23 protein-coding genes are annotated in these 23,148 nt (G+C 45.6%); 12 read left to right on the top strand and 11 right to left on the bottom strand.

Going from position 1 to position 23,148, the window contains the following annotated elements; all coding sequences use genetic code 11:
* Positions 1-2: 2 nt before the first annotated feature.
* The 5 genes from L3C95_RS07790 to L3C95_RS07770 all read right to left on the bottom strand — a co-directional run bounded on the left by L3C95_RS07790 (position 3) and on the right by L3C95_RS07770 (position 5,859).
* A complete protein-coding gene (locus tag L3C95_RS07790; RefSeq protein ID WP_236386407.1) occupies positions 3-1,022 on the bottom strand; it encodes a mannose-1-phosphate guanylyltransferase in 1,020 nt (339 codons plus the stop codon).
* A 19-nt stretch (positions 1,023-1,041) separates the two neighbouring features.
* Entirely contained in the window at positions 1,042-1,599 is a 558-nt protein-coding gene (locus L3C95_RS07785; RefSeq protein ID WP_236386405.1) for a UpxY family transcription antiterminator, read from the bottom strand.
* A gap of 183 nt (positions 1,600-1,782) precedes the next feature.
* Positions 1,783-4,170: a GumC family protein gene (locus L3C95_RS07780; protein ID WP_236386403.1), complete on the bottom strand. Its 2,388-nt coding sequence runs from the start codon at positions 4,168-4,170 to the stop codon at positions 1,783-1,785.
* A 47-nt stretch (positions 4,171-4,217) separates the two neighbouring features.
* Positions 4,218-5,009 (bottom strand): polysaccharide biosynthesis/export family protein, encoded by a 792-nt coding sequence (locus L3C95_RS07775; protein ID WP_262915847.1) that lies wholly within the window; start codon positions 5,007-5,009, stop codon positions 4,218-4,220.
* 145 nt (positions 5,010-5,154) lie between these two features.
* Positions 5,155-5,859 (bottom strand): response regulator, encoded by a 705-nt coding sequence (locus L3C95_RS07770; RefSeq protein WP_236386398.1) that lies wholly within the window; start codon positions 5,857-5,859, stop codon positions 5,155-5,157.
* Positions 5,860-6,276: 417 nt separating this feature from the next.
* Here L3C95_RS07770 and L3C95_RS07765 point away from each other — a divergent pair, with 417 nt between their 5' ends.
* Both L3C95_RS07765 and L3C95_RS07760 read left to right on the top strand, forming a co-directional pair.
* A complete protein-coding gene (locus L3C95_RS07765; protein ID WP_236386397.1) occupies positions 6,277-7,005 on the top strand; it encodes a sensor histidine kinase in 729 nt (242 codons plus the stop codon).
* Between the two features lie 9 nt (positions 7,006-7,014).
* Positions 7,015-7,392, top strand: a complete 378-nt coding sequence (locus L3C95_RS07760; RefSeq protein WP_236386395.1) for a response regulator — start codon at positions 7,015-7,017, stop codon at positions 7,390-7,392.
* A gap of 2 nt (positions 7,393-7,394) precedes the next feature.
* Here the strand turns inward: L3C95_RS07760 and L3C95_RS07755 are convergent, their stop codons facing one another.
* Both L3C95_RS07755 and L3C95_RS07750 read right to left on the bottom strand, forming a co-directional pair.
* On the bottom strand, positions 7,395-8,912 hold the full coding sequence (locus L3C95_RS07755) for a gliding motility-associated C-terminal domain-containing protein (protein ID WP_236386393.1): 1,518 nt from the start codon (positions 8,910-8,912) through the stop codon (positions 7,395-7,397).
* A 499-nt stretch (positions 8,913-9,411) separates the two neighbouring features.
* On the bottom strand, positions 9,412-9,615 hold the full coding sequence (locus L3C95_RS07750; protein ID WP_236386391.1) for a hypothetical protein: 204 nt from the start codon (positions 9,613-9,615) through the stop codon (positions 9,412-9,414).
* Between the two features lie 283 nt (positions 9,616-9,898).
* Between L3C95_RS07750 and L3C95_RS07745 the strand changes: the two genes are divergently transcribed.
* The gene (locus L3C95_RS07745; RefSeq protein ID WP_236386388.1) at positions 9,899-10,597 is read left to right on the top strand and encodes a hypothetical protein; all 699 of its coding nucleotides are present in this window, start codon (positions 9,899-9,901) and stop codon (positions 10,595-10,597) included.
* Between the two features lie 10 nt (positions 10,598-10,607).
* Here the strand turns inward: L3C95_RS07745 and L3C95_RS07740 are convergent, their stop codons facing one another.
* The gene (locus tag L3C95_RS07740) at positions 10,608-11,591 is read right to left on the bottom strand and encodes an acyl transferase (protein ID WP_236386386.1); all 984 of its coding nucleotides are present in this window, start codon (positions 11,589-11,591) and stop codon (positions 10,608-10,610) included.
* 128 nt (positions 11,592-11,719) lie between these two features.
* Here L3C95_RS07740 and L3C95_RS07735 point away from each other — a divergent pair, with 128 nt between their 5' ends.
* The 5 genes from L3C95_RS07735 to bioB all read left to right on the top strand — a co-directional run bounded on the left by L3C95_RS07735 (position 11,720) and on the right by bioB (position 17,002).
* Complete coding sequence (locus tag L3C95_RS07735; RefSeq protein WP_236386384.1) at positions 11,720-12,160, top strand: hypothetical protein; 441 nt, start codon at positions 11,720-11,722, stop codon at positions 12,158-12,160.
* 69 nt (positions 12,161-12,229) lie between these two features.
* Positions 12,230-13,768: an acyl-CoA carboxylase subunit beta gene (locus L3C95_RS07730; RefSeq protein WP_236386383.1), complete on the top strand. Its 1,539-nt coding sequence runs from the start codon at positions 12,230-12,232 to the stop codon at positions 13,766-13,768.
* Positions 13,769-13,866: 98 nt separating this feature from the next.
* Complete coding sequence (locus L3C95_RS07725) at positions 13,867-14,709, top strand: UbiA family prenyltransferase (RefSeq protein WP_236386381.1); 843 nt, start codon at positions 13,867-13,869, stop codon at positions 14,707-14,709.
* Between the two features lie 74 nt (positions 14,710-14,783).
* Positions 14,784-15,884, top strand: coding sequence for a M42 family metallopeptidase (locus L3C95_RS07720; protein ID WP_236386379.1), 1,101 nt, complete (start codon positions 14,784-14,786; stop codon positions 15,882-15,884).
* A gap of 122 nt (positions 15,885-16,006) precedes the next feature.
* Positions 16,007-17,002: a biotin synthase BioB gene (gene bioB / locus L3C95_RS07715; protein ID WP_236386377.1), complete on the top strand. Its 996-nt coding sequence runs from the start codon at positions 16,007-16,009 to the stop codon at positions 17,000-17,002.
* Positions 17,003-17,503: 501 nt separating this feature from the next.
* Here the strand turns inward: bioB and aroQ are convergent.
* The 3 genes from aroQ to ytxJ form a co-directional block, all read right to left on the bottom strand.
* Positions 17,504-17,917 (bottom strand): type II 3-dehydroquinate dehydratase, encoded by a 414-nt coding sequence (gene aroQ / locus L3C95_RS07710; RefSeq protein ID WP_236386375.1) that lies wholly within the window; start codon positions 17,915-17,917, stop codon positions 17,504-17,506.
* A 44-nt stretch (positions 17,918-17,961) separates the two neighbouring features.
* Positions 17,962-18,531 (bottom strand): UbiX family flavin prenyltransferase, encoded by a 570-nt coding sequence (locus L3C95_RS07705; protein ID WP_106602662.1) that lies wholly within the window; start codon positions 18,529-18,531, stop codon positions 17,962-17,964.
* Between the two features lie 92 nt (positions 18,532-18,623).
* The gene (ytxJ, locus tag L3C95_RS07700) at positions 18,624-18,953 is read right to left on the bottom strand and encodes a bacillithiol system redox-active protein YtxJ (RefSeq protein ID WP_089832944.1); all 330 of its coding nucleotides are present in this window, start codon (positions 18,951-18,953) and stop codon (positions 18,624-18,626) included.
* A gap of 332 nt (positions 18,954-19,285) precedes the next feature.
* Here ytxJ and L3C95_RS07695 point away from each other — a divergent pair, with 332 nt between their 5' ends.
* From L3C95_RS07695 to L3C95_RS07680, 4 genes are all read left to right on the top strand, one after another.
* On the top strand, positions 19,286-20,638 hold the full coding sequence (locus L3C95_RS07695) for a UDP-N-acetylmuramate--L-alanine ligase (RefSeq protein ID WP_236386373.1): 1,353 nt from the start codon (positions 19,286-19,288) through the stop codon (positions 20,636-20,638).
* Between the two features lie 9 nt (positions 20,639-20,647).
* Positions 20,648-21,421, top strand: coding sequence for a 3'-5' exonuclease (locus L3C95_RS07690; protein ID WP_236386371.1), 774 nt, complete (start codon positions 20,648-20,650; stop codon positions 21,419-21,421).
* A gap of 68 nt (positions 21,422-21,489) precedes the next feature.
* Complete coding sequence (locus tag L3C95_RS07685; protein WP_236386369.1) at positions 21,490-22,236, top strand: polyprenol monophosphomannose synthase; 747 nt, start codon at positions 21,490-21,492, stop codon at positions 22,234-22,236.
* Positions 22,237-22,242: 6 nt separating this feature from the next.
* Positions 22,243-23,124 (top strand): DMT family transporter, encoded by an 882-nt coding sequence (locus L3C95_RS07680; RefSeq protein ID WP_236386367.1) that lies wholly within the window; start codon positions 22,243-22,245, stop codon positions 23,122-23,124.
* Positions 23,125-23,148: the final 24 nt, after the last annotated feature.

The following is a 23,148-nucleotide window of genomic DNA, read 5'->3' as shown; positions in this document are numbered from 1 at the left end:
GTTTATAGCAGTTCAGGCCTGTTCTCCTTTACCCACTGATGCAATTGTTTTACTTCCTGTCCTTTTCCTTTCTGTAATATCAGCAGCACTTCCGGGGTATTTACCACCACCACATTTTCCACACCTACCAATGCTACCAGTTTATCTTTTCCTATCACCATACTGTTTACAGGATCGCTCTCTATAAACACGGCCTGGTGATTACTATAGCGGTAATGACTTGCCAGGGCTTCTGCCAGGGCCTCATACCCGCCTACATCACTCCATTGCATAGCACTGGGCACCACCTTTACAATATTGCTTTTCTCCAGCACAGCATAATCTATACTGTCTGATGGAATGGCTTCCATCGCTGCCAGTGGAATAGTACCTGTCTCTTTCCAGATGAGCGCTGCTTCTGATGCCGCTGCATAGATCTCAGGTGCATGTTCCAGCAATTGCTGTAACAATACGCCTGCCTTACCACAGAAGATACCGCTGTTCCACAGGTAGTCACCACTTTTCAGCATCGCTTCAGCAGTAACTTTATTTGGCTTTTCTGTGAAACGTACTACATCATAGCCGGTATACTGGATGTACCCATATCCTGTTTCAGGATATGCAGGTTGCAGTCCTATCGTTACCAGATGTCCTTCTGCAGCCAGTTCCGCAGCTTTCTTAATCGTTTCTGCATAGAGGTCAGGCGTACCTATCAGATGGTCTGCCGGCGTAATAAGCAGGATAGTTTCCGGTGTTGCGGAGAAGGCCGCCAATGCGATAGCAGCAGCGGTATTACGTCCTACCGGCTCTTCCATCATCTGTACATGCTGAGCACCTGCTTCACCCAGTTGCTTAGACACCATTTCTGACTGCTGTTCATTTACGACAGCCATCACACTATCACAGAAGGTGCTGTTACGCACCCAGGTGAGCTGTAATAAACTCTGTCCGTCAAATAAGGGCAGCAGTTGCTTTGGCGTCTGTTTATTGGATAGCGGCCAGAGACGGGTTCCTGACCCTCCACATAATAATACGTGTAGCATAGTGTTCAGCGTTAATATTTTAAATAGGATTTCCAACGCCTAGTTTCCCGGCGCCGGCATACTCTTTACTGTTGTTACTGAGCACCATCAGATCACTTGTTTTCACGGTAGCGATGAGCGAGAATCCCATGCTGTACAATACAGCTTTAACAGTATTCTTGCCTGCTTCCACTACCCTTCCATGCTGATGCATCAAAGGACCTGCGGTGATGCGGATAAGATCATCCTCGTGGATCGGGAAACGTTCAACTTCCACATCCTGGTATTCACGCAGGAAGCGTTTGATCAGATCGATCTCATGATCAGGAATACTGGCAGGTTTGCCCAGCCAGTAAACGAAGTTTACAATACCACTTGTTTCGCGCACGAGTGTCTTTTTGTCTTCTGGGATACGCACAAACACATACGATTTAAAAAGGGGCTCTTCTACGATCTTCTTTCTGTCACTCCACTGATGCGTTACCCTGTTCAGTGGACAGTAAGTTTCGATCTGTTTCCGAACAAGTGCATCCGCCACTTTTTTCTCCCATCTTGGTTTAGTGTAGACTGCATACCACGTGTGTGTCTTCTGTTCCATTTCAGTGGGTTTAAAAGTTAATAAAGCATGACTGGTTATCAGATAAGGTGGAAACTATAAAGGCGGGAAACGAGGAGGACAAAAATTGGCATAGCTTCGCCTCCTCAGTCACATGAGTAGTTTTCAATAGTAATAGTTTTCAATGAGTTCCGTCAGTTTGGTAGACCGGCGGGCTACATTGTGTTATTTGAAAATTTTAGTAAAACGTCCCTTTTTTACAGCGCCATTTTTATGGTCATCTGTATATCCATATCCGTAACCCTGGCCGCTGCCATAACCATAGCCTCCGCCATAGCCATATGCGTAACCAGGCACCCCACGCATTTTAAGGCCATTGAATACAATATTCAACTTGCCGAGATCCCCTTGTTCATATAGGTCTTCTATCATTTTCAGATTGAACTTCGGTGTCCGTTCATGACGTACCACGTACAGCGTAGCGTCAGCATATGGCGCCAGCAAACGTGCGTCAGTAACAGGTCCTACCGGAGCTGTATCTATAATGATGTAATCAAAAGAAGCCCTTAAAGTGGCCAGCAGATGCTCAAGTCTGCCATTCAAAATCAACTCGGTTGGATTTGGTGGTATCACACCTGCAGAAAGCAGGTACATGTACTCGTTATTCTCTATTGGCTGCTTTAAAATATCGTTCAGTGAAGAATGGCCCGCCAGGTAATTACTGATACCCGGGTGATGTGGCACATTCAGGATCTTACTTACTTTCGGTTTACGAAGGTCAAACTCCAACAACACTACTTTCTTCTTGGTTAATGAAAGGCTCAGTCCAAGGTTTACTGCAATGAAGCTCTTTCCTTCACCAGAGATAGAAGAAGTAACCAGGATGGTTTTATTATCTCCATTGATACCGATATAAGACAAGGTAGTACGGAGTGCCCTGAACTGCTCTGCAACAGGGGTACGTCTTCCTTCTGTGATGGCAATACCACCACTTTTGTCGAACATGATCTCGGCAATGATCGGTGCAGAAGTACCTTTTTCGATATCTGACCGGAACATTACTTTATGGTTCATCATATCTTTCACTGCAATGAAGCCTGCTACAGCGGCCAGACCAGCTATGATAGCCAGTGCCATCACCATAGATTTCTTCGGGCTGAAAGGGAAGGTATCTGCTTCAGCCAGATCTACGATACGGCTGTCAGAGATAGCAGCAGCATATTGCAATGCTGTTTCTTCACGTTTCTCCAGCAGGAAAGTATAGATATTGTTTTTGATAGCCTGTTGCCTGCTTACTTCCAGCAATGTTCTTTCTTTATTCGGAACCCCCTTCAGCAGCGCCATAAAGCGTGTATTCTGAGCGGCCAGCTTTGCCCTTCCTGCTTCGAGGTTGGCGCGTAAGCTGCGGATATTATCCATGATAGCCGGTCTTATCCGCTCTTCCTGTGCTGCCAGGCTTTCCAGTGCGGGGCTGTTCTCTCCTGTCGTCTTACGCAGCTTATCCTGCTGTAATTCAATGTCCTGCAACTTGCCCAGTAATGTCAGTAATGTCTGGTCTGCAATACCGATGGTAGCAGGCACCACATTTTCTTCGGAATGTTTATTCCTTACATATTGTTCAACAGCTTCCAGTGTTGACAATTGCATATCAGCTTCACTCAGTTTCACGTCATTATCCTGTACGGATGCCAGGAACATTTTACCCTGCTCGCCGATATCAACAATTCCTTCACTTGTTTTATAACGTTCTATCTGGCCTTCCACCTGGCTCAGTTCTGCAGTAATGATACGTAACCTGTCCTCTACAAACGACATTGTCTTTGACGCCGTCTTGTTCTTATCCTCGATAGATTCTGCATCATATGTCCTCATCAGTTCATTCAGCATATCCATGCCCTTCTGAGGAACTGCATCAACATATTCCAGTCGCAGTACGTTTGATTGTTTATTGGCAGCTGCAATTTTCAGATTACCGAGAAATGCGCCCGCCAGTGCTTTTTCACCTGCAATACGTATATAGAGCTGCTTATTCTGCAGGCTTGCCGGATTAAAACCAGGAGTGGGCGTAATTAATATACGTCCCCAGCGGGTGGTGGTCACCGTATCGTTCAGCGGATACGTTTTGTCTCCCATGGTAAGCTTACGGCCATTATAATCGTACTTCAGGTCCAGGATGGAACCCTCCATAGGATCGATCTGGTCCGGATCGAGAAAGGTGATCTGTACCGGGGCTCTTTTATACATAGACACATCCCTGATAGTACCTCTTTCAAAGATCTCTCCATATAGATTGAGATGCCTTACAACAGCTTTAGCGATTGTACGGGACTTCAGTATTTCAATTTCATTTTCTATTTTCTTTCCTGATCCCAGAGGGTCCATCATTTCTATGATAGAGCTTTCTACAGCTCTGGCATCTTCCTTTATCAGTAAAGAAGAAGACATCTTATAGAGCGGAGTTGCATATTTCAGATAAACATATGCTATAGAGAAAGAAATTATTGACGCAATCACAAATAAAGGCCAGTAAGGCTGATATTTATGCCTGATCATTTCCAGGAGGCCCGTGTGTTCCTCTCGTTTTGTGCGCGTATTTATTACTTTCTGTTGCATGGCTCTCAACACAAATTTGTAGGATGAATTAAAAGAATAACATCAGCTTAGTTCAATATCAACCGGTCCAGAATAATTACAAACAGTGAAATACTGCTCAGAATAATTGAGATCGTCTGACGGTTGCCACTTGCATTAGCTACTCTTGCTTTAGTTGGTTCAACATACACTACATCATTAGACTGCAGGTAATAATAAGGAGATGATAAGATGTCATCATCATTCAGGTTGAGGCGTTTGATCGTTCTTTGCCCGTCTACTTCTCTGATTAACAGTACATTGTCTTTCTTACCATAGATAGTAATATCGCCTGCGATGCCCAAAGCCTCCATTATCGACATTCTCTCGTTATTGATGGCGAAAACACCTGGCCGGCTTACTTCGCCAAGAACTGTTACACGGTAATTGAGGAACCTTACACTTACCACCGGATCTCTCATGAGTTTTCTGTTGTTCAACTCATCTCTCAGATATGTGGTAAGTTGTTCTTTTGTAAGTCCGGCAGCTTTTACCTGTCCAAGTACCGGATACTCAATAAATCCCTGTTCACTAACCAGATAACCTGTGACCTGGGGACCACCTCCCGCGGTACCGGGGGATGCCATACTTGGGGTGTTAAATACAACAACATCCTCGGGGTTCATGCTACTCACAATAATTTGTAAAACGTCATTTTTTTGAATTACCGGCTCAAAATTTCCTTTCACGGGGGCAATAACAGTATCAGGAAGATTCTTAAAATACACTGATTTCTGTGTACTGACACAACTTGTAAAGAAACAGCAGATAAGGACCGGAACAACAAAGATATAACGTAAGTAATCCTTCTTTAGAATCATCTCTCCGTTTTAAAATATTTAAAGGTTTTTCTTCCGCGCTTTCCGTACTACAATATTAGTTTATCGAGGCCGTCACAACCACTACTCAATGCAGTAAAAAACGCCCATATAACACGAACGTGCCTACTGATTATAGTATACTCTGTTACAAAAATAGCGTCATATCTTTAAACGAAAGCATTTGAAAAAAAATCCAAGAATTCGTAATTAAAAAGAAAGAATACAAACTATTTGACCAGATTTTTGAAATTAGTTCTGATTTTGTGGCAACATTAAGTTTTTGGTAAATTTTCTTCAGATGTTGGTTCACAGTGAAAACAGTCACAAAAAGCTTCTCCGCCATTTCCTTATATGAGTAGCCTTCCTTTAACAGAGCGAGCAACTCATACTCTCTTTTGGTAAGTTTATGCTTTATATCTTCAAGGGGGTCCTTGGCAATATAATTAATGAGTAGATGGGCGGCTTTGGGAGAAAGTGTCCCTCCTTCGCTCACAGCATCCATAATTGAATGGTAGATCTCCATCAAACGGCTGGTCTTAATAATATAACCATTCGCTCCCTGGCGGATCGATTCAATTACATAATGTTTCCCATCATGCCCCGACAGTACAATAAGTTTCGCTTCAGGGTAAACCCTTTTTAATTCCTGCATACCTTGTATGCCTGATTCCCCTGGTAATGAAATGTCCAGTAATATTACGTTTACCTCAGTCTCCTTAAATGGTAGGGCTCTGAACTCCTCCATTGACTTACAAGCAAATACGACCTTACACTCCTGAAAATCTTCTAAAAACTCCTTGTAATTGTTCAACTGGAAATAATTGTCTTCTATAATTCCAATATTGATCATAGGGGCAAAAAGTTAGCAAGGTTCATAATCGGTTCAATAAAAAAATATGGCATATAAAAGTTACTTATAGTTGCAAAAATAGTTCCAAAATCGAGAATTTATAAGGCAAAATTGTAACTAATTGAATATTAAAACAATAAAGATAAAGCCATGTTCACCTTGTCCGCATCCTCTACTTATAACACTATTTTATATATGATCTTTTGGTTAACTTTTCCGAATATTCACAACCATTTTCAATGCTGATGTAAAAATACATTTTAAAATTAAATACTCACTAGATAATTACTCCTTTATTAAGTATTTTGCTTTTCAATTGGCAGCGAATCGGATAGTCAACACATGTGGTCTTTCTCTACAGGTTGTTCTTCAATTAGTTGGAGACAATTGAGCCGCCAATCATTAAAAGTTAGAACAATGGACTCCACACATACTTCAGAGAGCAGCACATTACTGAACAATGCCAGTAATGTACTGGCCATTACTGCTCATGAGTTTAAGACACCACTGACCACCATTACGTCTATCGTTGATTTAGTTTCCGCCAAGCTCCGGGTAGATCGTTATATGAATCCGTTTTACGAACAACAGCTTTCCAGGATCACCTCAGAGATCTTTTCTCTGAATAACATGCTCGATGAGATGCTGACTATCAACAACATCCTGTCTGGCAGCTTTGAAGCGACGAAAGAACTACTGTATGCAGAAGAACAACTGTTACCTTTAAAGGAGCAATTCCGTTCACTCACAGATGACAATAGAACATTACAAATCAATTTGTCCGGTACGCCCTGCAAAATACTGGCCAATTCTGGTCAGCTGACAAGAATTTTTACAAATCTTGTTAGCAATGCCTTTAAATTTTCCCGTGAAAACCCGCCTGTCGTTCATTTGTCATACGAAGAAAAAGCGCTCGTAATCACTGTTTCCGACGATGGAATAGGCATCCCGGCCGAAGATCTGCCACATTTATTCCAGCCCTATTACAGAGGAAGTAATACGGGTGGCATTGCCGGAACCGGATTAGGTCTTACTATTGTTAAAACATTTGTTACTGCGAACGACGGCGAAATTACCGTGAGCAGCGAGCCCGATAAGGGCACGGTTTTTACACTGGTTTTCAGGTACCCTGATACCTGCCAGTAAAATATAGACATGAACGCCAGAATTCTTTTAATTGAAGACAAAGCCGGTCTTCTGGATACACTTAAAAGTCTGCTAGAACTGCACGACTATTCCGTTATCACTGCCAGAAATGGAGAGGAAGGCATCGCAATGGCCATCCGGCACCTGCCCGATCTTGTGATCAGCGATATTTATATGCCTGTCGTTAGTGGCTATGCATTGCTGGATCAATTCCGCGAACATCCACTACTCCACAAAATTCCCGTGCTCATTACCAGCGCCAAAAAAGAAGACGATGAAATTACCACTGCCATGCAGAAAGGCGCGGCAGGATACCTCATCAAACCCTTTGTATTTGCACACCTGCATGAACAAATAAAAAAGGCATTGAAAAAAAAACAACAATGATCCTACTTCACAAGCATCACCGTCCCCCTGTATTCTTTCAACTCATTCTTACTGGTATTAAAAGAGCACACATACACCAATGCCTGTGACCCCAGTGGCATGCCGCTGTAATTACCATCCCATCCCCTCTTTGGATCATTCGTCTGAAAAACGAGATTTCCCCAGCGATTAAATACCTTCAGCTGATAATTCGTTACTGCGTCATACACTCTGGGACGGAAAACATCATTATTACCATCACCATTTGGACTAAATGCAGATGGCATTACAACAAGACAATTCTGCCAGGGAGAAACAACAGCTGCTGTTCCTGTCTCACTACATCCGTTGGCGTCTTCTATTTCGTAACGGTATTTACCCGCTTTCAGATTCCGGTACAAACTATCGGGCTGCCACATATCTCCATCCACGCGATACTTGTATGGACGTGTTCCTCCTTCTACTACCCACCTGATACTGCCGTCACTCACCTCACTACAGCTACAGGGTGCTATATTGACCTCCCTTATAACTAAAGGATCCGGCTCTTTTATAAGCACACTGAACGTATCTGAACAAGCCTGTTTGTCTTTTACAATAAATGCATAATCGCCTGGCACCAGGTTATCAAACTTGCTCCCTTCTCTTTCGATCCCATTTACAGTCAGGTTATACGGTGGCACACCGCCTGTGATGTTCAGCGATATTGCGTTTTTATTATCACCGGCGCAATTTGACACCGTAACGTCTGTGCTGGTAGCCAGGTCAGACTCCCCTACTGTCACCGAACCTTTAGCAGTGACGCCATCAGCTGAAGTTACCTGTACTTCATAAAGCCCTCCCGGCAGATTGGAAACCTGCGGCGTCCGATAATTACCCGGCGTCCACAGATAGGTATAAGGCGCTGCACCTCCGGTTACGTTTACGCTTACGCTACCGGAAGATGTATTGTTACAGGAAGCAGTAGCTGTCAGCTCTGTTTTCAGTATCTGCCGGATCATTGACAGATTATCCATGAACACCACTACGCCATAACTATTCAGTGAACATTTGTCCTCCGGATAAGCATAAAAGGAAATGAATTTATGTGATGCACGGGGCTTGAATTCCGCCGTCCATTTGTGCCACATCGTATCCGTAAAACTTCCGGATGTCCATAGCAGTTCCGATGTATCACCAGGTGTATCGCCGGCAAAAATAGCGAGGTTGCCATAACAGTGTTCGTGGCCATACACCCTGCTGAAAGCTAGGTCAAAAGACAGATTATAAAGCCTCCCTTTCTGTAAAGGAGACGATAGTTCCTGCTCTATTCCTTCCCTGTAAACAGGTCCGGCCTGAAGACCAATAAAGGTCTTGCCAGCTTTGGCTGTTTTGTGGACACCATATACACCTGGTAATATGTCAGGCGTGTTAATAGCCACGCGCCATCCCGGCGGCGCAACTTTCACTCCCGGTTTACCTTCAAGTGAAGAATTCTGTAAAGTGACATTCTGTGCAAATGCTACGTTAACCAGGAAACAGCATGGCAACAGGATCATCATAAATACACATATCCGTATCGCAGAACATGTGAGATAACAACATGGCATTCCCCTCAGCCGTGTGTGGGCGGCCGCGATAGTTAGCAACATAGGACTTAATAGTTAGGTCGTTCGGTCAATAAATCATTTGTCTTTTTTTGTGATTAGCAATCCCAATGGACGTGAGTAGCCAGCCCGGCATTTGTGTCGGATTTAATTCACAGGTACGGTGAGGAGGACATCGGGGATCCCCCGTTAATTAAATTGGCTTGCTATTATTTTGCAATTCCGGTTTCAATAAAGATATTATGCTAAAGATACAATATGTTTTTCATTAATATAACGTCCGCTATAAATTTTTATTACATCTAGTAAATTAATACTCAATAAAGTAGCGCTCTCTACTGCATGAATAAAGGCATAGAACCTTCTATGCCTTTATTTAAGTACAGATGACTTGTTGTGCATGGTTTAAACTATCCTTTTTTATGGAACAAGCAGATCATAGTTTAACTCATCGTCACCTGTTTTCACTGTTGCGCCTTTGTGGTTCGCGCTTGTTTTTATCTTTCTTCGCCGGATGTTTTTTATCTTTTGGTAAGATCACTTTGATGGTGTCATCTGCAGTTTTTTCACGGGTAATGTTACGACTGTAGTCATTCCCCATGTTTGGACCTCCCTGTTCCAGACCGGTACTACCGATCGATCTATCCCTGACTGCCATAGTTCTACATTTTTGACGATTAAAAATGAAATATACTTACACTAACTACAGGCCCCAAAACCATGCCAGTAGCAGCAAGCGCAGCTATAGTACTCAGCAATTTTTATATGTGAAAAATCTCTTAAAATTTAACACCAGATTGATCATTTCCGCTCGTTTAACTATTTTTCCGGGATTTTAGTGGTAACTTGTAACTACAGATCGTTTACGTTGCCCATACCTAGACGCTGCTAATACAGCTAAACGAACGCTGTCTTAGTCAACAAAGAAAAAACCTGTAAGTATGAAGGACAAGTTGCCTTATATCACTTCAACCTATTTTGTCTCCCTGATAAAAGCATATCTTCAGGGTCATAAAACAAAGCCCGAAATACTTGCGGAAACTGCCGACCTGCTTCCTCCTTCTGCTCACAACGAAGTCAGCCAGCTGCTTACGGCTGCTGCGCATCAGATGAATGACGCTTTTTATGCTGATATCGTAGACAGCATTCAACATACTTCCGGTACTGTTCCTACCCGTAAAGGCCTCATCCATCATCTTGAAGCGCTGCTGAAAGAAGAGATCACTGTACAGGAACTGCTCGACTGGGCCACCTGGTACACCATTGAAGAAGACCAGCTCAGTGCAGGTATTATGGATGATTTTGCCGTGGAATATTTCTGCCTCGATTTTCTGCCTGCCTATCACGAAGAACTGACGGAGCAACAGTTTACAAAGGCTTTGCAGCTGTTTAAACAAGAAGGGCAAAATCCCTTAAAAGAAAAGATCGCATTGACATTGCTGATAGAAAAAGAACAACAACTTTTTCTTTATTTCCTGCGTAGCTTTTTAGAACAACCGCAGCACATTGAAGCACTGGATTCTTACCTGATGAATAAATTTGGTATGGACCATTTGAGTTTTCCTTACATGGCCGATCTCATGGAGATGAGCGGACATCCGGAGAGAATGGAAGTGTTGTTGAAGAAGGCGAGGATGTGATTTTCTCCTCCTAGCTCACCATCAAACTACACCCTCTCAGCGCCGAATTATCCAACCTCCCCAACACTTCAAAACTCCCCTCATCATGCAATCTCCCGATATCTTCCGTGGCGATGAACGCACAGGAATAAACATTGGCGAGATCTACCACATTGATCACCCCTGAAGCATTTGCCTTTGACAACTGAAAAGGGTCATTTTCATCCCTTACCAGCACCTTCATCCACGGCGGCGTTGTAAATAATCCATTTCCACGAGAATATGCCTGGGATAATAATTCCGTCATGCCATATTCGGCATGGATATGTTCACAACCTAATCTTTCCCTGAGGTAAGCATGCACCTGCTGTCTGGTCCATTCCTCACGACGTCCTTTCATCCCCCCGGTTTCCATCACAATGGTATTTTGCAGTTGCAGGGAATGATTTTCTGCAAAATCGAGCAAACCGAAGGTAACGCCGATCAGCAGGGTTTTCTGACCACTGGCTTCCAGCTCCCGGAGCCGGTCGGCCAATTTATCATGCTCATAGAGATAGAACCCGCTGGCGGCATGCCCGCTTCTTTTCACCATATCCTGCACCATATATACCAGCGAAGAATGCTGACGCTCCAGGTAGGAAGGCAACAGTCCCAGTACCACAAAATCGGAAACAGGGCCATAAAACCGTTCAAACCCGGCCAGGAAACTGCGTTCATAGAGAGCGGCTTCCTTTACCAGGTGACGGCTGTTAATGGTCTGGGTGGTACCACTGCTTTCAAAAACCAGTTCCGGCTCGAAGCTGCCGCAGGTAACGGTATGCGTTTTAAAGAACTGGATAGGCAGAAAAGGGATCTGTTCCAATGAGCGTACATCCGACGGCCGTCTGCGCAGGGCATCCGTATAAGCCCGGTAAAGGGCATTTTCCCTGTACTGGTAATGGAACAGCTCCAGGGCTGCCGCTTCCATATCCTGCTCCCGCAATGTAAATAACGCTGCCGTATTAATGCCACTCATGTCGCTTGCTTTAAACGCACAAATTTAGGGGATACGTAACAATCAACCCAGATTTTACGTTATACCGGCAGTGGGCCGCTTATCCGTGCGCATTAGCTATAGTAAAAAAAATAATGTAGGTTTGTTATATGAAGAAAATACTCGTTTTATCCCTGTTTGCATTGGCAGTTATATCCGGGTCTGGCTGCGGAAAGGACACTATAGGCACCAAGCCGATGATCAGTTTCCTCTCCTACTCTTCCGACCCTGTAATACCTTCCATCGGACTGGATGTTCACTTCCAGATCAAGGATGGTGACGGAGATGTTGAAAATACGCTCAGCTTCGCGGCTATTTACGATCTCCAGCCAGAACCCGATACGGCGTTTACCCACCGTGATATGCCGAATCTGGATGCCCATAACGGAACGAACCTGACGGCAGAAGTAATATTGCACCTCGAGCCCATAGACTTCCCCAACACCGGTATTCAGAAGGACAGCGTGCATTTTGTCGCTTATATAACCGATAATGCCGGTAATATCAGCGATACCATCGCTACACCCAAAGTAGAGATCATCTACCAATAAATACACGTCAGGGATCAGGAATGTGTATACAGACATGTTCAATTCCTGATTCCTGATTATATTTGTTCCATGGACAAATTCCACGAACTCCGGAACAAGATCGCTACAGCCATCCTTGGTGGCGGCGAAGCACGCATCTCCTCCCAACATAAAAAAGGAAAACTTACAGCAAGGGAACGATTACAACTCCTGATGGACGAAGGTTCATTCGAAGAGCTGGACATGTTCGTACATAACCGTAACCGTGGTATGACCACCGACCAGGAACAATTTCCCGGCGATGGCGTCGTAACTGGCTATGGGACTATCAACGGCCGTTTGACCTATGTCTTTTCGCAGGACTTTACCGTGTACGGTGGTAGTCTTTCGGAGCCCCATGCCCGTAAGATCTGCAAGATCATGGACCTGGCCATGCAGAACGGCGCGCCTGTTATTGGTCTGAACGACAGCGGCGGCGCCCGTATACAGGAAGGCGTGGTAAGCCTGGGTGGTTATGCGGATATATTTTACCGCAATACCCGCGCTTCCGGCGTCATCCCGCAGATCTCCGCTATTATGGGGCCCTGCGCCGGCGGTGCTGTATACTCTCCCGCCATCACCGATTTTATATTAATGGTGGAAGAAACTTCCTACATGTTCGTAACCGGACCTAACGTTGTTAAGACAGTTACACATGAAGAAGTGACAGCAGAAGAACTGGGAGGTGCACACACCCATGCTGTGAAAAGTGGTGTAACCCATTTCTCCTGTACCAACGAGGTGGAATGTATCAATAACATCCGGCAGCTGCTCAGTTATGTGCCGCAGAACTGTGAAGAAGATGCACCTGTCTATCCATACGAACCTGCCGATGAGATCCGCCCCGGACTGAATACGATCATACCAGCCAGCTCTAATCAGCCTTATGATATGAAGGATGTGATCAGCGAACTGACGGATCCGGAGAGTTTCTTTGAAGTACATAAGGACTTTGCTGAAAATATCATTGTAGGCTTTGCCCGTATTGCCGGCAGGAGTATAGGCATTGTGGCCAATCAGCCGGCCCACCTGGCTGGGGTACTCGATATCCACGCCTCTGTAAAAGGCGCCCGCTTTACCCGCTTCTGCGATGCGTTCAACATCCCGCTGCTGGTACTGGTGGACGTACCAGGCTTCCTTCCGGGTACCGACCAGGAATGGAATGGTATCATCACCAATGGGGCTAAACTGCTTTTTGCATTGAGCGAAGCCACCGTTCCGAAGATCACCGTTACCACCCGCAAAGCCTACGGCGGCGCTTATTGTGTGATGAACTCAAAACACATCGGTGCAGATCTCAACTTCGCTTTCCCGCAGGCAGAGATAGCCGTAATGGGACCTAAAGGCGCCGTAGAGATCATCTACAAAAAAGAAATAGATGCTGCCGCTGATCCTGAAGCCCGTACCAACGAGCTGGTGGCAGAATATACCGAACGTTTCGCCAATCCTTACCTGGCCGCAGAAAAGGGATATATCGATGAAGTGATCGTTCCGGACCAGGCCCGTATAAAATTGATTAAAGGATACGCCATGCTGGAGAACAAAGTAGTGACAATGCCGAGGAAGAAGCATGGTAATATCCCGCTTTAATTGCGCATAAGAATCAGGAATTAATGCCATCTTCGGACCTATAATTCCTAATTTCGCATTCCAATTTCTGATTCTTAATTTCCTAATGCCGATTGTTAATGCTTCGCGGTCTCTTTAATTTTATCATCTTCTCGTCTCTTTACGTAGCCTGCTGCGCCATACTCATGATATGGCAGACAAATACGCTGCTGCACATCGGGGACATTAACGAGGCTTATTACTTTTTCGTCTTCTGCTCTACCATCTGCAGCTATAATTTCCACTGGTACCTGACGCCGGCAGATTATTCCACCTCTGAACGCATTCTGTGGGGCGCCCGTCATAAGACCTTGCAGCTAACGCTTTGTGCGTTGGGCGCAGTGGGCGCTGCCTATGGTTTCTGGTTGCTGAAGGAACACTGGTTACCACTCGCAGGCGCTGCCGTGCTCACTTTCCTGTATTCCGCGCCTAAATTACCACAGAGGGCGTTTGTATGGCTCCGGAAGATCGCCATCGGCAAAACCTTATTCCTGACCGCTGTCTGGATCTATGTCACCACATTGCTGCCCGTATTTATAGAAAAACAGCCTTATTCGCCCACTATATTATTCCTGACCTTACACCGCTTCTTCCTGGTGTACGCCATCTGCATCCTGTTCGATTACCGGGACCTGGAGTCAGATAAAAAAGAAGGCATCCGCTCTCTGATTACCTATCTGAGCGCACCAGGCCTTAAAAAACTATATATCGGCTCTCTGGTGCTCGCGACTATCTTTGCGCTGGCGCTTTTCCCTGTGGACGGCTGGATGCTGACCATCATCCTGCTGGCCCCGGTAGTGATAACAGCGCTGCTTACACGATACGCTATCCGTAACCGCTCAGATCATTTCTACTATTTTGTGCTGGATGGCATGGTAATGCTTTCCGCCCTGCTCCATTTTATAATAGCAACATTGGCATAACTAACACCGGGCTTGCCGTAAGCTGGCAAACACTTACTTTTGCAGCAATTAACTTAACAGCTAACTTAACAGCGATGTCTAAAAAGCAAAAATCCATACTCAGTAAAGAGGCGCTTACGTTCCTGCGTAAATATCTCAACAATCCCTCCCCTACCGGGTTTGAGAAAGAAGGACAGAAATTGTGGCTGGAATATCTGCAGCCGTTTATAGACGAGTATTTTGTGGACGCATACGGCTCGGCAGTCGGTGTTATCAACCCGAAGGCCCCGTTTAAAGTGGTGATTGAAGCACATGCTGATGAAATATCGTGGTTTGTCAATTACATCTCTCCCGAAGGACTGATATACGTGATCCGTAATGGTGGCTCTGATCAGCAGATCGCGCCTTCCAAACGTGTAAACATCCATACTGAGAACGGTATTGTAAAGGCCGTGTTCGGGTGGCCTGCCATTCATACCCGCCTGCGCAGCACAGAAGGAAAAGACCCGCAGCCGAAGGTGGAGAACATTTTCCTGGATTGCGGCGCCCGCAGCCGTAAAGAAGTGGAAGACCTCGGCATTCATGTAGGCTGTGTCGTAACCTTTGAAGATGGTTTTGAGGAACTGAACTACGACTACTACATCTGCCGTGCCTTTGATAACCGTATCGGTGGCTTTATGATCGCTGAAGTAGCCCGCATGCTGAAAGAAAAGAAACAGCAGCTGCCTTTCGGCCTGTACATTGTAAATGCCGTACAGGAAGAAGTAGGGCTTCGCGGAGCGGAAATGATAGCTAAAAGGATCAAGCCGGATGTAGCTATTATTACCGACGTAACGCACGATACCACCACCCCGATGATCAACAAGAACATTGAAGGTGAGATCCGCTGCGGTAACGGCCCAAGCATCACCTATGGCCCTGCAGTGCACAATATCCTCCGCGACCTGATCATCAAAACAGCCAAAAAGAACGAGATCCCTCACCAGCTGCATGCGGTAAGCCGTAGCACCGGTACGGACACGGACGCTTTTGCCTATTCCAATGACGGTACCCCGTCAGCACTGATCAGTATCCCACTGCGTTATATGCACACAACCGTGGAAATGATCAAGAAAGATGACGTGGAAAACACCATTCAGCTGATTTATCAGACACTCCTGAACATTACACCGAAAACCAATTTTAAATACCTGTAAACCAACTGGAAATCAGGACATAAGAATTAAGAATTAGTCGCAATTGAGCATAATTCCACATTCTTAATTCCTAATTTCTAATTCAATTTTAATTTGTAGGTTTGCTCTCAAATTAGATTATTATGCAAGATGTGCAGATCCGTCACGACTGGTCTATTGAAGAAATAAAAGAGATCTATAATACTCCCTTGCTGGAACTGGTTTTCCGTGCTGCTTCCATACACAGACAAACGCAGGATACTGCAGAAGTACAGGTTTGTACGCTGCTGTCCATTAAAACAGGCGGTTGCTCGGAAGACTGTTCTTATTGCCCTCAGGCTGCCCGTTATAATACCGATATCAAAGTACATGGCCTTCTGAAGAAAGAAGAAGTGCTGGCATACGCCCAGAAAGCAAAAGAGGCTGGTTCTACCCGCTTCTGTATGGGTGCAGCCTGGAGAGAAGTGAGAGATAACCGCGACTTTGACCGTGTATTGGATATGGTAAAAGGCGTGAACGAGCTGGGTATGGAGGTTTGTACTACCCTGGGTATGCTGACCGAAGAACAGGCCCAGAAACTGGCGGATGCAGGCTTGTATGCCTACAACCACAACCTGGACACTTCCAGCGAGTACTATGAGTCTATCATCACTACCCGTACTTACGACGACCGTCTGCGTACCCTGGACAACGTCCGCAAAGCAGGTGTGAGCGTTTGCTGCGGTGGTATCATCGGCCTGGGCGAGTCTCACGAAGACCGTATCGGTATGCTGCACACCCTGAGCAATATGCCGACCCATCCTGATTCCGTTCCTATCAACGCCCTGACCCGTGTAAAAGGAACTCCGCTGGAACACATGCCTAAAGTTGCGTTCTGGGATATGGTGCGTATGATCGCTACCACCCGTATCGTAATACCTAAGGCGATGGTACGTCTCAGTGCCGGCCGTGCTGAAATGAGCATTTCCGAGCAGGCTCTCTGCTTTATGGCAGGCGCCAACTCCATCTTCACCGGTGAGAAACTGCTGACAACCGACAATCCTTCCTTTGAAGAAGATCACATGATGTTCGAACTGTTAGGTCTGAAACCAAGAGAGGCTTTCAAAGATCAGCCAGTTGAAGCTGAAACATTGAACTAATATCATCTGAAAATAAGAAAAGGGTGCCAGCCAAACAGGTGGGGCACCCTTTTTTTTATATAGGTTGCATGTACTATATTCAGCTGTAAAGTCAATCCTGAACCTACCAGATTAAAACTGTAAAGTTTTTCTGTACTAAGAATATGTCCTGACTTCAATTTAATCAGGTTCAAACAATGCTTCTCCTATGCTCAACTTACGTTCATCTTACGTTCAAAGACGTAAGATGAACGTAAGTTGAGCATAGGAGAAGCATTGTTTGAACCTTGTCAAAGCAAAGACAAATCGAGGCTTAATCGAACCGGAAATATTCACAAGACCCCGATGAGGCTACCTATTTCAAACCTCGGCTATCCCCCCTTGCATTTCGTCCCCACGTTTTGGCGCCCTATGCACATGATTTTGCGTCCTGTGGACATTCCCCCAAACCGCATTTACATCTTTCCTAATATTGCCCCAGGTTCTTTGACATATGGACCTTCAGCAATGAAGGGAAGCCTGTTACAGGAAGTACGCTACTCCCAGCGCATATCCCTTCATGCCCAGGCCACAGATGCTGCCTACGCAGGCAGGAGCGATCATGCTTTTATGCCTGAATTCTTCGCGTGCATGGATATTACTGATATGTATTTCCAATACAGGGGTTTTGATAGCGGAAATAGCGTCGCGCAGCGCAACGGAGGTGTGAGTATAACCGCCGGCATTCAGAAGAATACCGTCGTAGGAGAATCCTATTTCATGCAGATGATTGATCATTTCCCCTTCAACATTGCTCTGGAAATAGGTCAGCTGCACATTCGGATACTGTGCTTTCAGTTTCTCGAAATAAGACTCAAAAGACTCATTTCCATAGATACCTGGCTCCCGCTTTCCCAGGAGATTTAAGTTAGGGCCGTTGATGATCGCTATCTGCATATGATTGTTGGTATTATTGTGGCTGTAAAGACGTCTGTGTATGCTTATTTTTCCTCACTTCCCCAACGGAAAGTATCCTGCTCTATCCCTGCAAGATCAAGTACTCTGTCTACAACGGTAGCAGCTACATCTTCCAGTGTTTTGGGAACGCTGTAAAAGGACGGTGTGGCAGGACAGATAATGCCCCCCGCTTCTGTCACCGCCAGCATATTTTTGATATGCATCAGGTTATAGGGCGTCTCCCTCACCACGCATATCAGCTTTCTTCTCTCCTTCAGCACCACATCTGCCGCACGGGTGATCAGATCATTGGAAATACCGGTGGCAATTCGTCCCAGTGTACCCATTGAACAGGGGCAGATGATCATGGTGTCAAACCTGCCGGAACCTGAGGCAAAAGGTGCGTGGAAGTCCTGCTGTGTGTATGTTTTGAAAGGTAATTGCTTGTAATCGTCAGTGCCCAGCTCTGTTTCCCAGACGGTACGTGCATTGGTGGTCATTACCAGGGCTATCTGGTCTGTCTGTGCGGAAGCCGCCTGCAGTTTGTTCAGTAACTGCCTGGCATAAATGGAACCGCTGGCACCTGTAACCGCTACAACTATACGATGTTTCATTCGCTCAATTAATAGAGTACAAAGCTAGGGCAAAAAAAATACCGGCCATAGGCCGGTACTAAATTCTTTGGATAAATAGAATAATTACTTCCTCAGTTTGACTTGCTCACAAGGTCATCCATGGTGATCCCGCTGTGACTTTCATCGTAAATGCATTCCCCGTTACGGATCAGCAAAACCTGTGGCGATTCATGCGGTACGTCAAAATCCGCTGCAATCCTGTTCGAAATGTCCCTGAATCTTATCAGGTCCAGATAGTAAAATGAGATCTCCTGCGGAGCGGCTCCTCTTTCGAGCCTGGATTTAGCTACAGCGCTGATGGAACAACGTGTGCTGTGTTTGAAAATTACTACCGGCTTCGCTGCCGATGCCTCCCTGATCTCTGTTAACTGTTGCTCTGTAGTAAGTGGTATCCAGTTCATTAACAATCCTTCGCATTTACTCCGTGCGTTGCTTTACCAATTTTCATCGGACAACCTAATTTGTTCTGTGACGCACAGGAAGTTAAGAAAGCCGCAAAGATAAGGATAAGACAGGCGCCGCCCAAAACTTTCAGATAAGATGACTGCATAAAGGGATATTTAGTTGAATAATGAAATTTCATAGGGAATGGTGATATCACTTTTTTAATCGCCAATTTTTGACGTTACTTTGCAAATATAAAATTTATATTAAAGATTTTAGATATAATATCGTTCCTTTTTCCCTAGGTATAAATATAACGATAAAACGCAGGTAACTGCCTTAAAATTATATGGCGAAAGTACATTTTATTGCTGTGGGCGGCAGTGTGATGCATCAGTTAGCTATCGCATTGAAAAACAAGGGTTACCAGGTAACCGGCAGTGACGATGAAATTTATGAACCTGCACTGGGCAATCTGCGGCAGGCCGGTATTGCTCCGGCAACAATGGGTTGGGATGATAGCCGTATTACGGCCGATCTTGATGCGGTTATCCTGGGTATGCATGCCCGTGGTGATAATCCTGAGCTGATCAAAGCCAAAGAACTGGGCCTTAAGATCTACTCTTTCCCGGAATATATTTACCAGGAAAGCCAGCAGAAGAAAAGGGTTGTTGTAGGCGGCAGCCACGGTAAAACCACTACCACTGCCATGATCATGCATGTACTGCAGCAGTCAGGACAGGCTTTTGATTACCTGGTTGGTGCACGCCTGGCCGGCTTTGCACAGTCTGTCAATATCACTGATGCCCCTGTCATCGTTTGTGAAGGAGATGAATACCCTGCTTCCGTTATCGAAAAGCGGCCAAAATTCCATTTCCTCCATCCGCATATTGCTGTATTGACCGGCATTGCCTGGGATCACATCAATGTGTTCCCCACTTTCGATAATTACCTGGAACAGTTTGCCATTTTCCTGCGTACCATGAAGGCCGGCCATACGCTGATCTACAACAGTACAGATCCGGAACTGGTAAAACTGGTAAAGACAGAAGGTCTGCACCTGAAACTGGTCCCTTACGATATACCACAACACAAGATCGTCAACGGCACCACAACCGTCACTTTCGGCAGCGGACAAACCGTACTCGAAGTATTCGGCGATCATAACCTGTTGAACATGCATGCTGCGCGCCTTGTTTGTAATGAACTGGGTATCAGCGACGAAACCTTCCTGAAAGCTATCGCCACCTTCAAAGGTGCTGCCAAAAGGCTGGAACTGGTAGGCAAAAATGATCATTGCGCTATTTACCGCGACTTTGCCCATGCACCGTCCAAAGTAATGGCCACCATCAATGCCCTGCAGTCCCAATATCCACATCGCAGGCTGATAGCCGTACTGGAATTGCATACGTACAGCAGCCTGAACGCCGAGTTCATGGTGCAGTACCAGGGTGTGATGGATAAAGCAGATGTGCCTGTCGTGTTCTACAGTAAACATGCACTGGAGATCAAACGCATGCCGGACCTGGCCCCCGACCTGGTGGCACAGGGCTTTGGCCGCAACGACCTGGAGATATTCACCAACAGGGAGCACCTGCAGGCATTCCTCGACAAGCAGGACTACCACAACGCTAACCTGCTCATGATGAGTTCGGGTGATTATGAAGGATTGGATGTAAATTCGCTGAAAAAGTATCTATAAAAATTAGTCATGCCCTCTTTGCAACTGAAAAGGCCCCTGGCCGTAATTGATCTGGAGACGACCGGCACCAATGTGGCTACGGACCGTATAATTGAAATTGCTATCATCAAGGTATTCCCTGACAAGACTACCCAATCCAAGGTGAAAAGAATTCACCCCGGCATGCCTATTCCTGCGTCCTCTACCGCTATTCACGGTATCAGCGATGAGGACGTGAAGGATTGTCCGAATTTTAAACAATGTGCGAATGAACTGCGCCAGTACCTGGACAATTGCGACCTGGCGGGTTATAATTCCAACCGTTTCGATATACCATTGCTGGTAGAGGAATTCCTTCGTGCAGGCCTTGAATTTGACGTGAAAGACCGCAAATTCATCGACGTGCAGAAGATTTTTCATCTGATGGAAAAACGTACGCTCAGCGCTGCTTATAAGTTCTATTGCGACAAAAACCTGGAGAATGCACACAGCGCTGAAGCAGATGCCCTCGCTACCTACGAGATACTGGAAGCACAGCTGTCCCGCTACGAGCAGCTGCAGGCCGAAGTGGCCCCGCTGGCAGAATTCACGAAAGAAGACGACTACGTTGACTTTGCAAGGCGGATGGTGATGCAGAATGGCCTGGAAGTATTCAATTTTGGTAAATATAAGGGCAGACCTGTAAGAGAAGTGCTGAAAATAGAACCTCAATACTATGATTGGATGATGAAAGCTGATTTTCCGCTGAATACCAAGCAGAAACTCACAGAAATATACCATAGTATGATGTTAAAAAAGATTTAATATTTATAAAACCCTTCCTTTATTTAGCGATTACACTAATTTCGCACTCCTAAACAACATTTGCTAGATTGGAAAAGCTCGTCATAATTCCCACGTACAATGAGAAGGATAACATCCGTAACATCATTGACGCGGTATTTGCCCTGCAACAAGATTTTCATGTACTGATCGTGGACGATGGTTCGCCCGACGGTACCGGTAATATTGTAAGGAATATGCAGCAATCCCACTCCGGCGAGTTGTTCCTGGTGGAAAGAAGCGGTAAGCAGGGATTAGGTACGGCCTATATCTTCGGCTTCAAATGGGCGCTGGAGAAAGGATACCAGTACATCTTCGAGATGGATGCTGACTTTTCCCACAGCCCGGCTGATCTTGTGCGATTGTATAACGCCTGTGCAAAGGAAGGTGGCGATGTTTCCGTAGGCTCCCGCTATGTAAAAGGCGGCAGAACGGAGAACTGGCCCTGGGATAGGGCAATCCTCTCCTATGGCGCTTCCATCTACGTACGCCTGGTCACCTGGATCAGGGTAAAAGATGCCACTGCCGGCTTTGTATGTTACAAAAGGCAGGTACTGGAAGCAATTAACCTGGATGCGATCCGTTTCGTAGGATACGCCTTCCAGATAGAAATGAAATTCACGGCCTGGAAATTGGGCTTCAAAATAAAGGAAGTACCGATCACCTTTAAGGACCGTAAAGAAGGATATTCCAAAATGAGTAAGGGGATTATTAAAGAAGGGATACTGGGAGTACTCAAAATTCAATGGGAAAGCCTGTTCCGCAAGTATGAAAGACGCGTAAGAAACAGCGAATAAGCGGAAATGAAAAAAGCACTGATACAATTACACCTGTCGGTATTTCTGGCGGGTTTTACGGGTATATTGGGAAAACTCATCACCCTCAATGAAGGAATGCTTGTCTGGTACAGGCTCCTGTTCACCATCATCACGCTCTACGTCATTTTCCGGTGGAAAAAGATGCTTACAAAACTCTCCTTTAAACAGATCGTTCCTATTGGCCTTACCGGCATGGTAGTCGTATTGCACTGGCTGTTTTTCTATGCCAGTATCAAATATTCGAATGTTTCTATTGGTGTGGTTTGTTTTGCGCTCACCAGCCTGTTCACGGCAGCGCTCGATCCGCTGATAAACCGGTACCGGGTTGATAAGATAGAGCTGCTGCTAAGCGGTATCACACTCTGCGGCATTTTCCTCATCTTCCATTTCGACGTACAGTACCGCACAGGCATCATCCTGGGTATCATTTCTGCCCTCTTTGCAGCCCTGTTCACTATCTTCAACAAACGCCTGATCGCTAAATACGACACGCCGACCATTACTTTTTATGAGCTGTCGGTGGGCTGGGTGGGCCTTTCCCTGCTCATGCCTGCTTACCTGTACTTCTTCCCGCAGCCTTTAAGCCTGCCTTCGTTTGCAGATTTCAGCTACCTGTTGATCCTGGCCTGGGCCTGCACGGTGTGCATGTATATGCTGCTGATGAATGCCCTGACGAAGATCTCTCCTTTTACGGTGAACCTCTCCTTCAACCTGGAGCCGGTGTACAGTATTGTGATGGCCTTCATTCTCTTCCATGAGAACCGGGAGCTGACTTACGCATTTTACATTGGCCTTGCCTGCATTGTATTGTCAGTAGCGCTGCAAATGACCAGGGTCACGCGAAACATAAGGCAAACTCATGCCTGATTTCGACCGTCTATCCGCAATTCG

The sequence above is a fragment of the Chitinophaga filiformis genome (assembly GCF_021646545.1).
Taxonomy (GTDB): domain Bacteria; phylum Bacteroidota; class Bacteroidia; order Chitinophagales; family Chitinophagaceae; genus Chitinophaga; species Chitinophaga filiformis_A.
The sequence above is the reverse complement of the archived record's forward strand: the minus strand, read 5'-3'. Positions and strand labels throughout refer to the sequence as shown.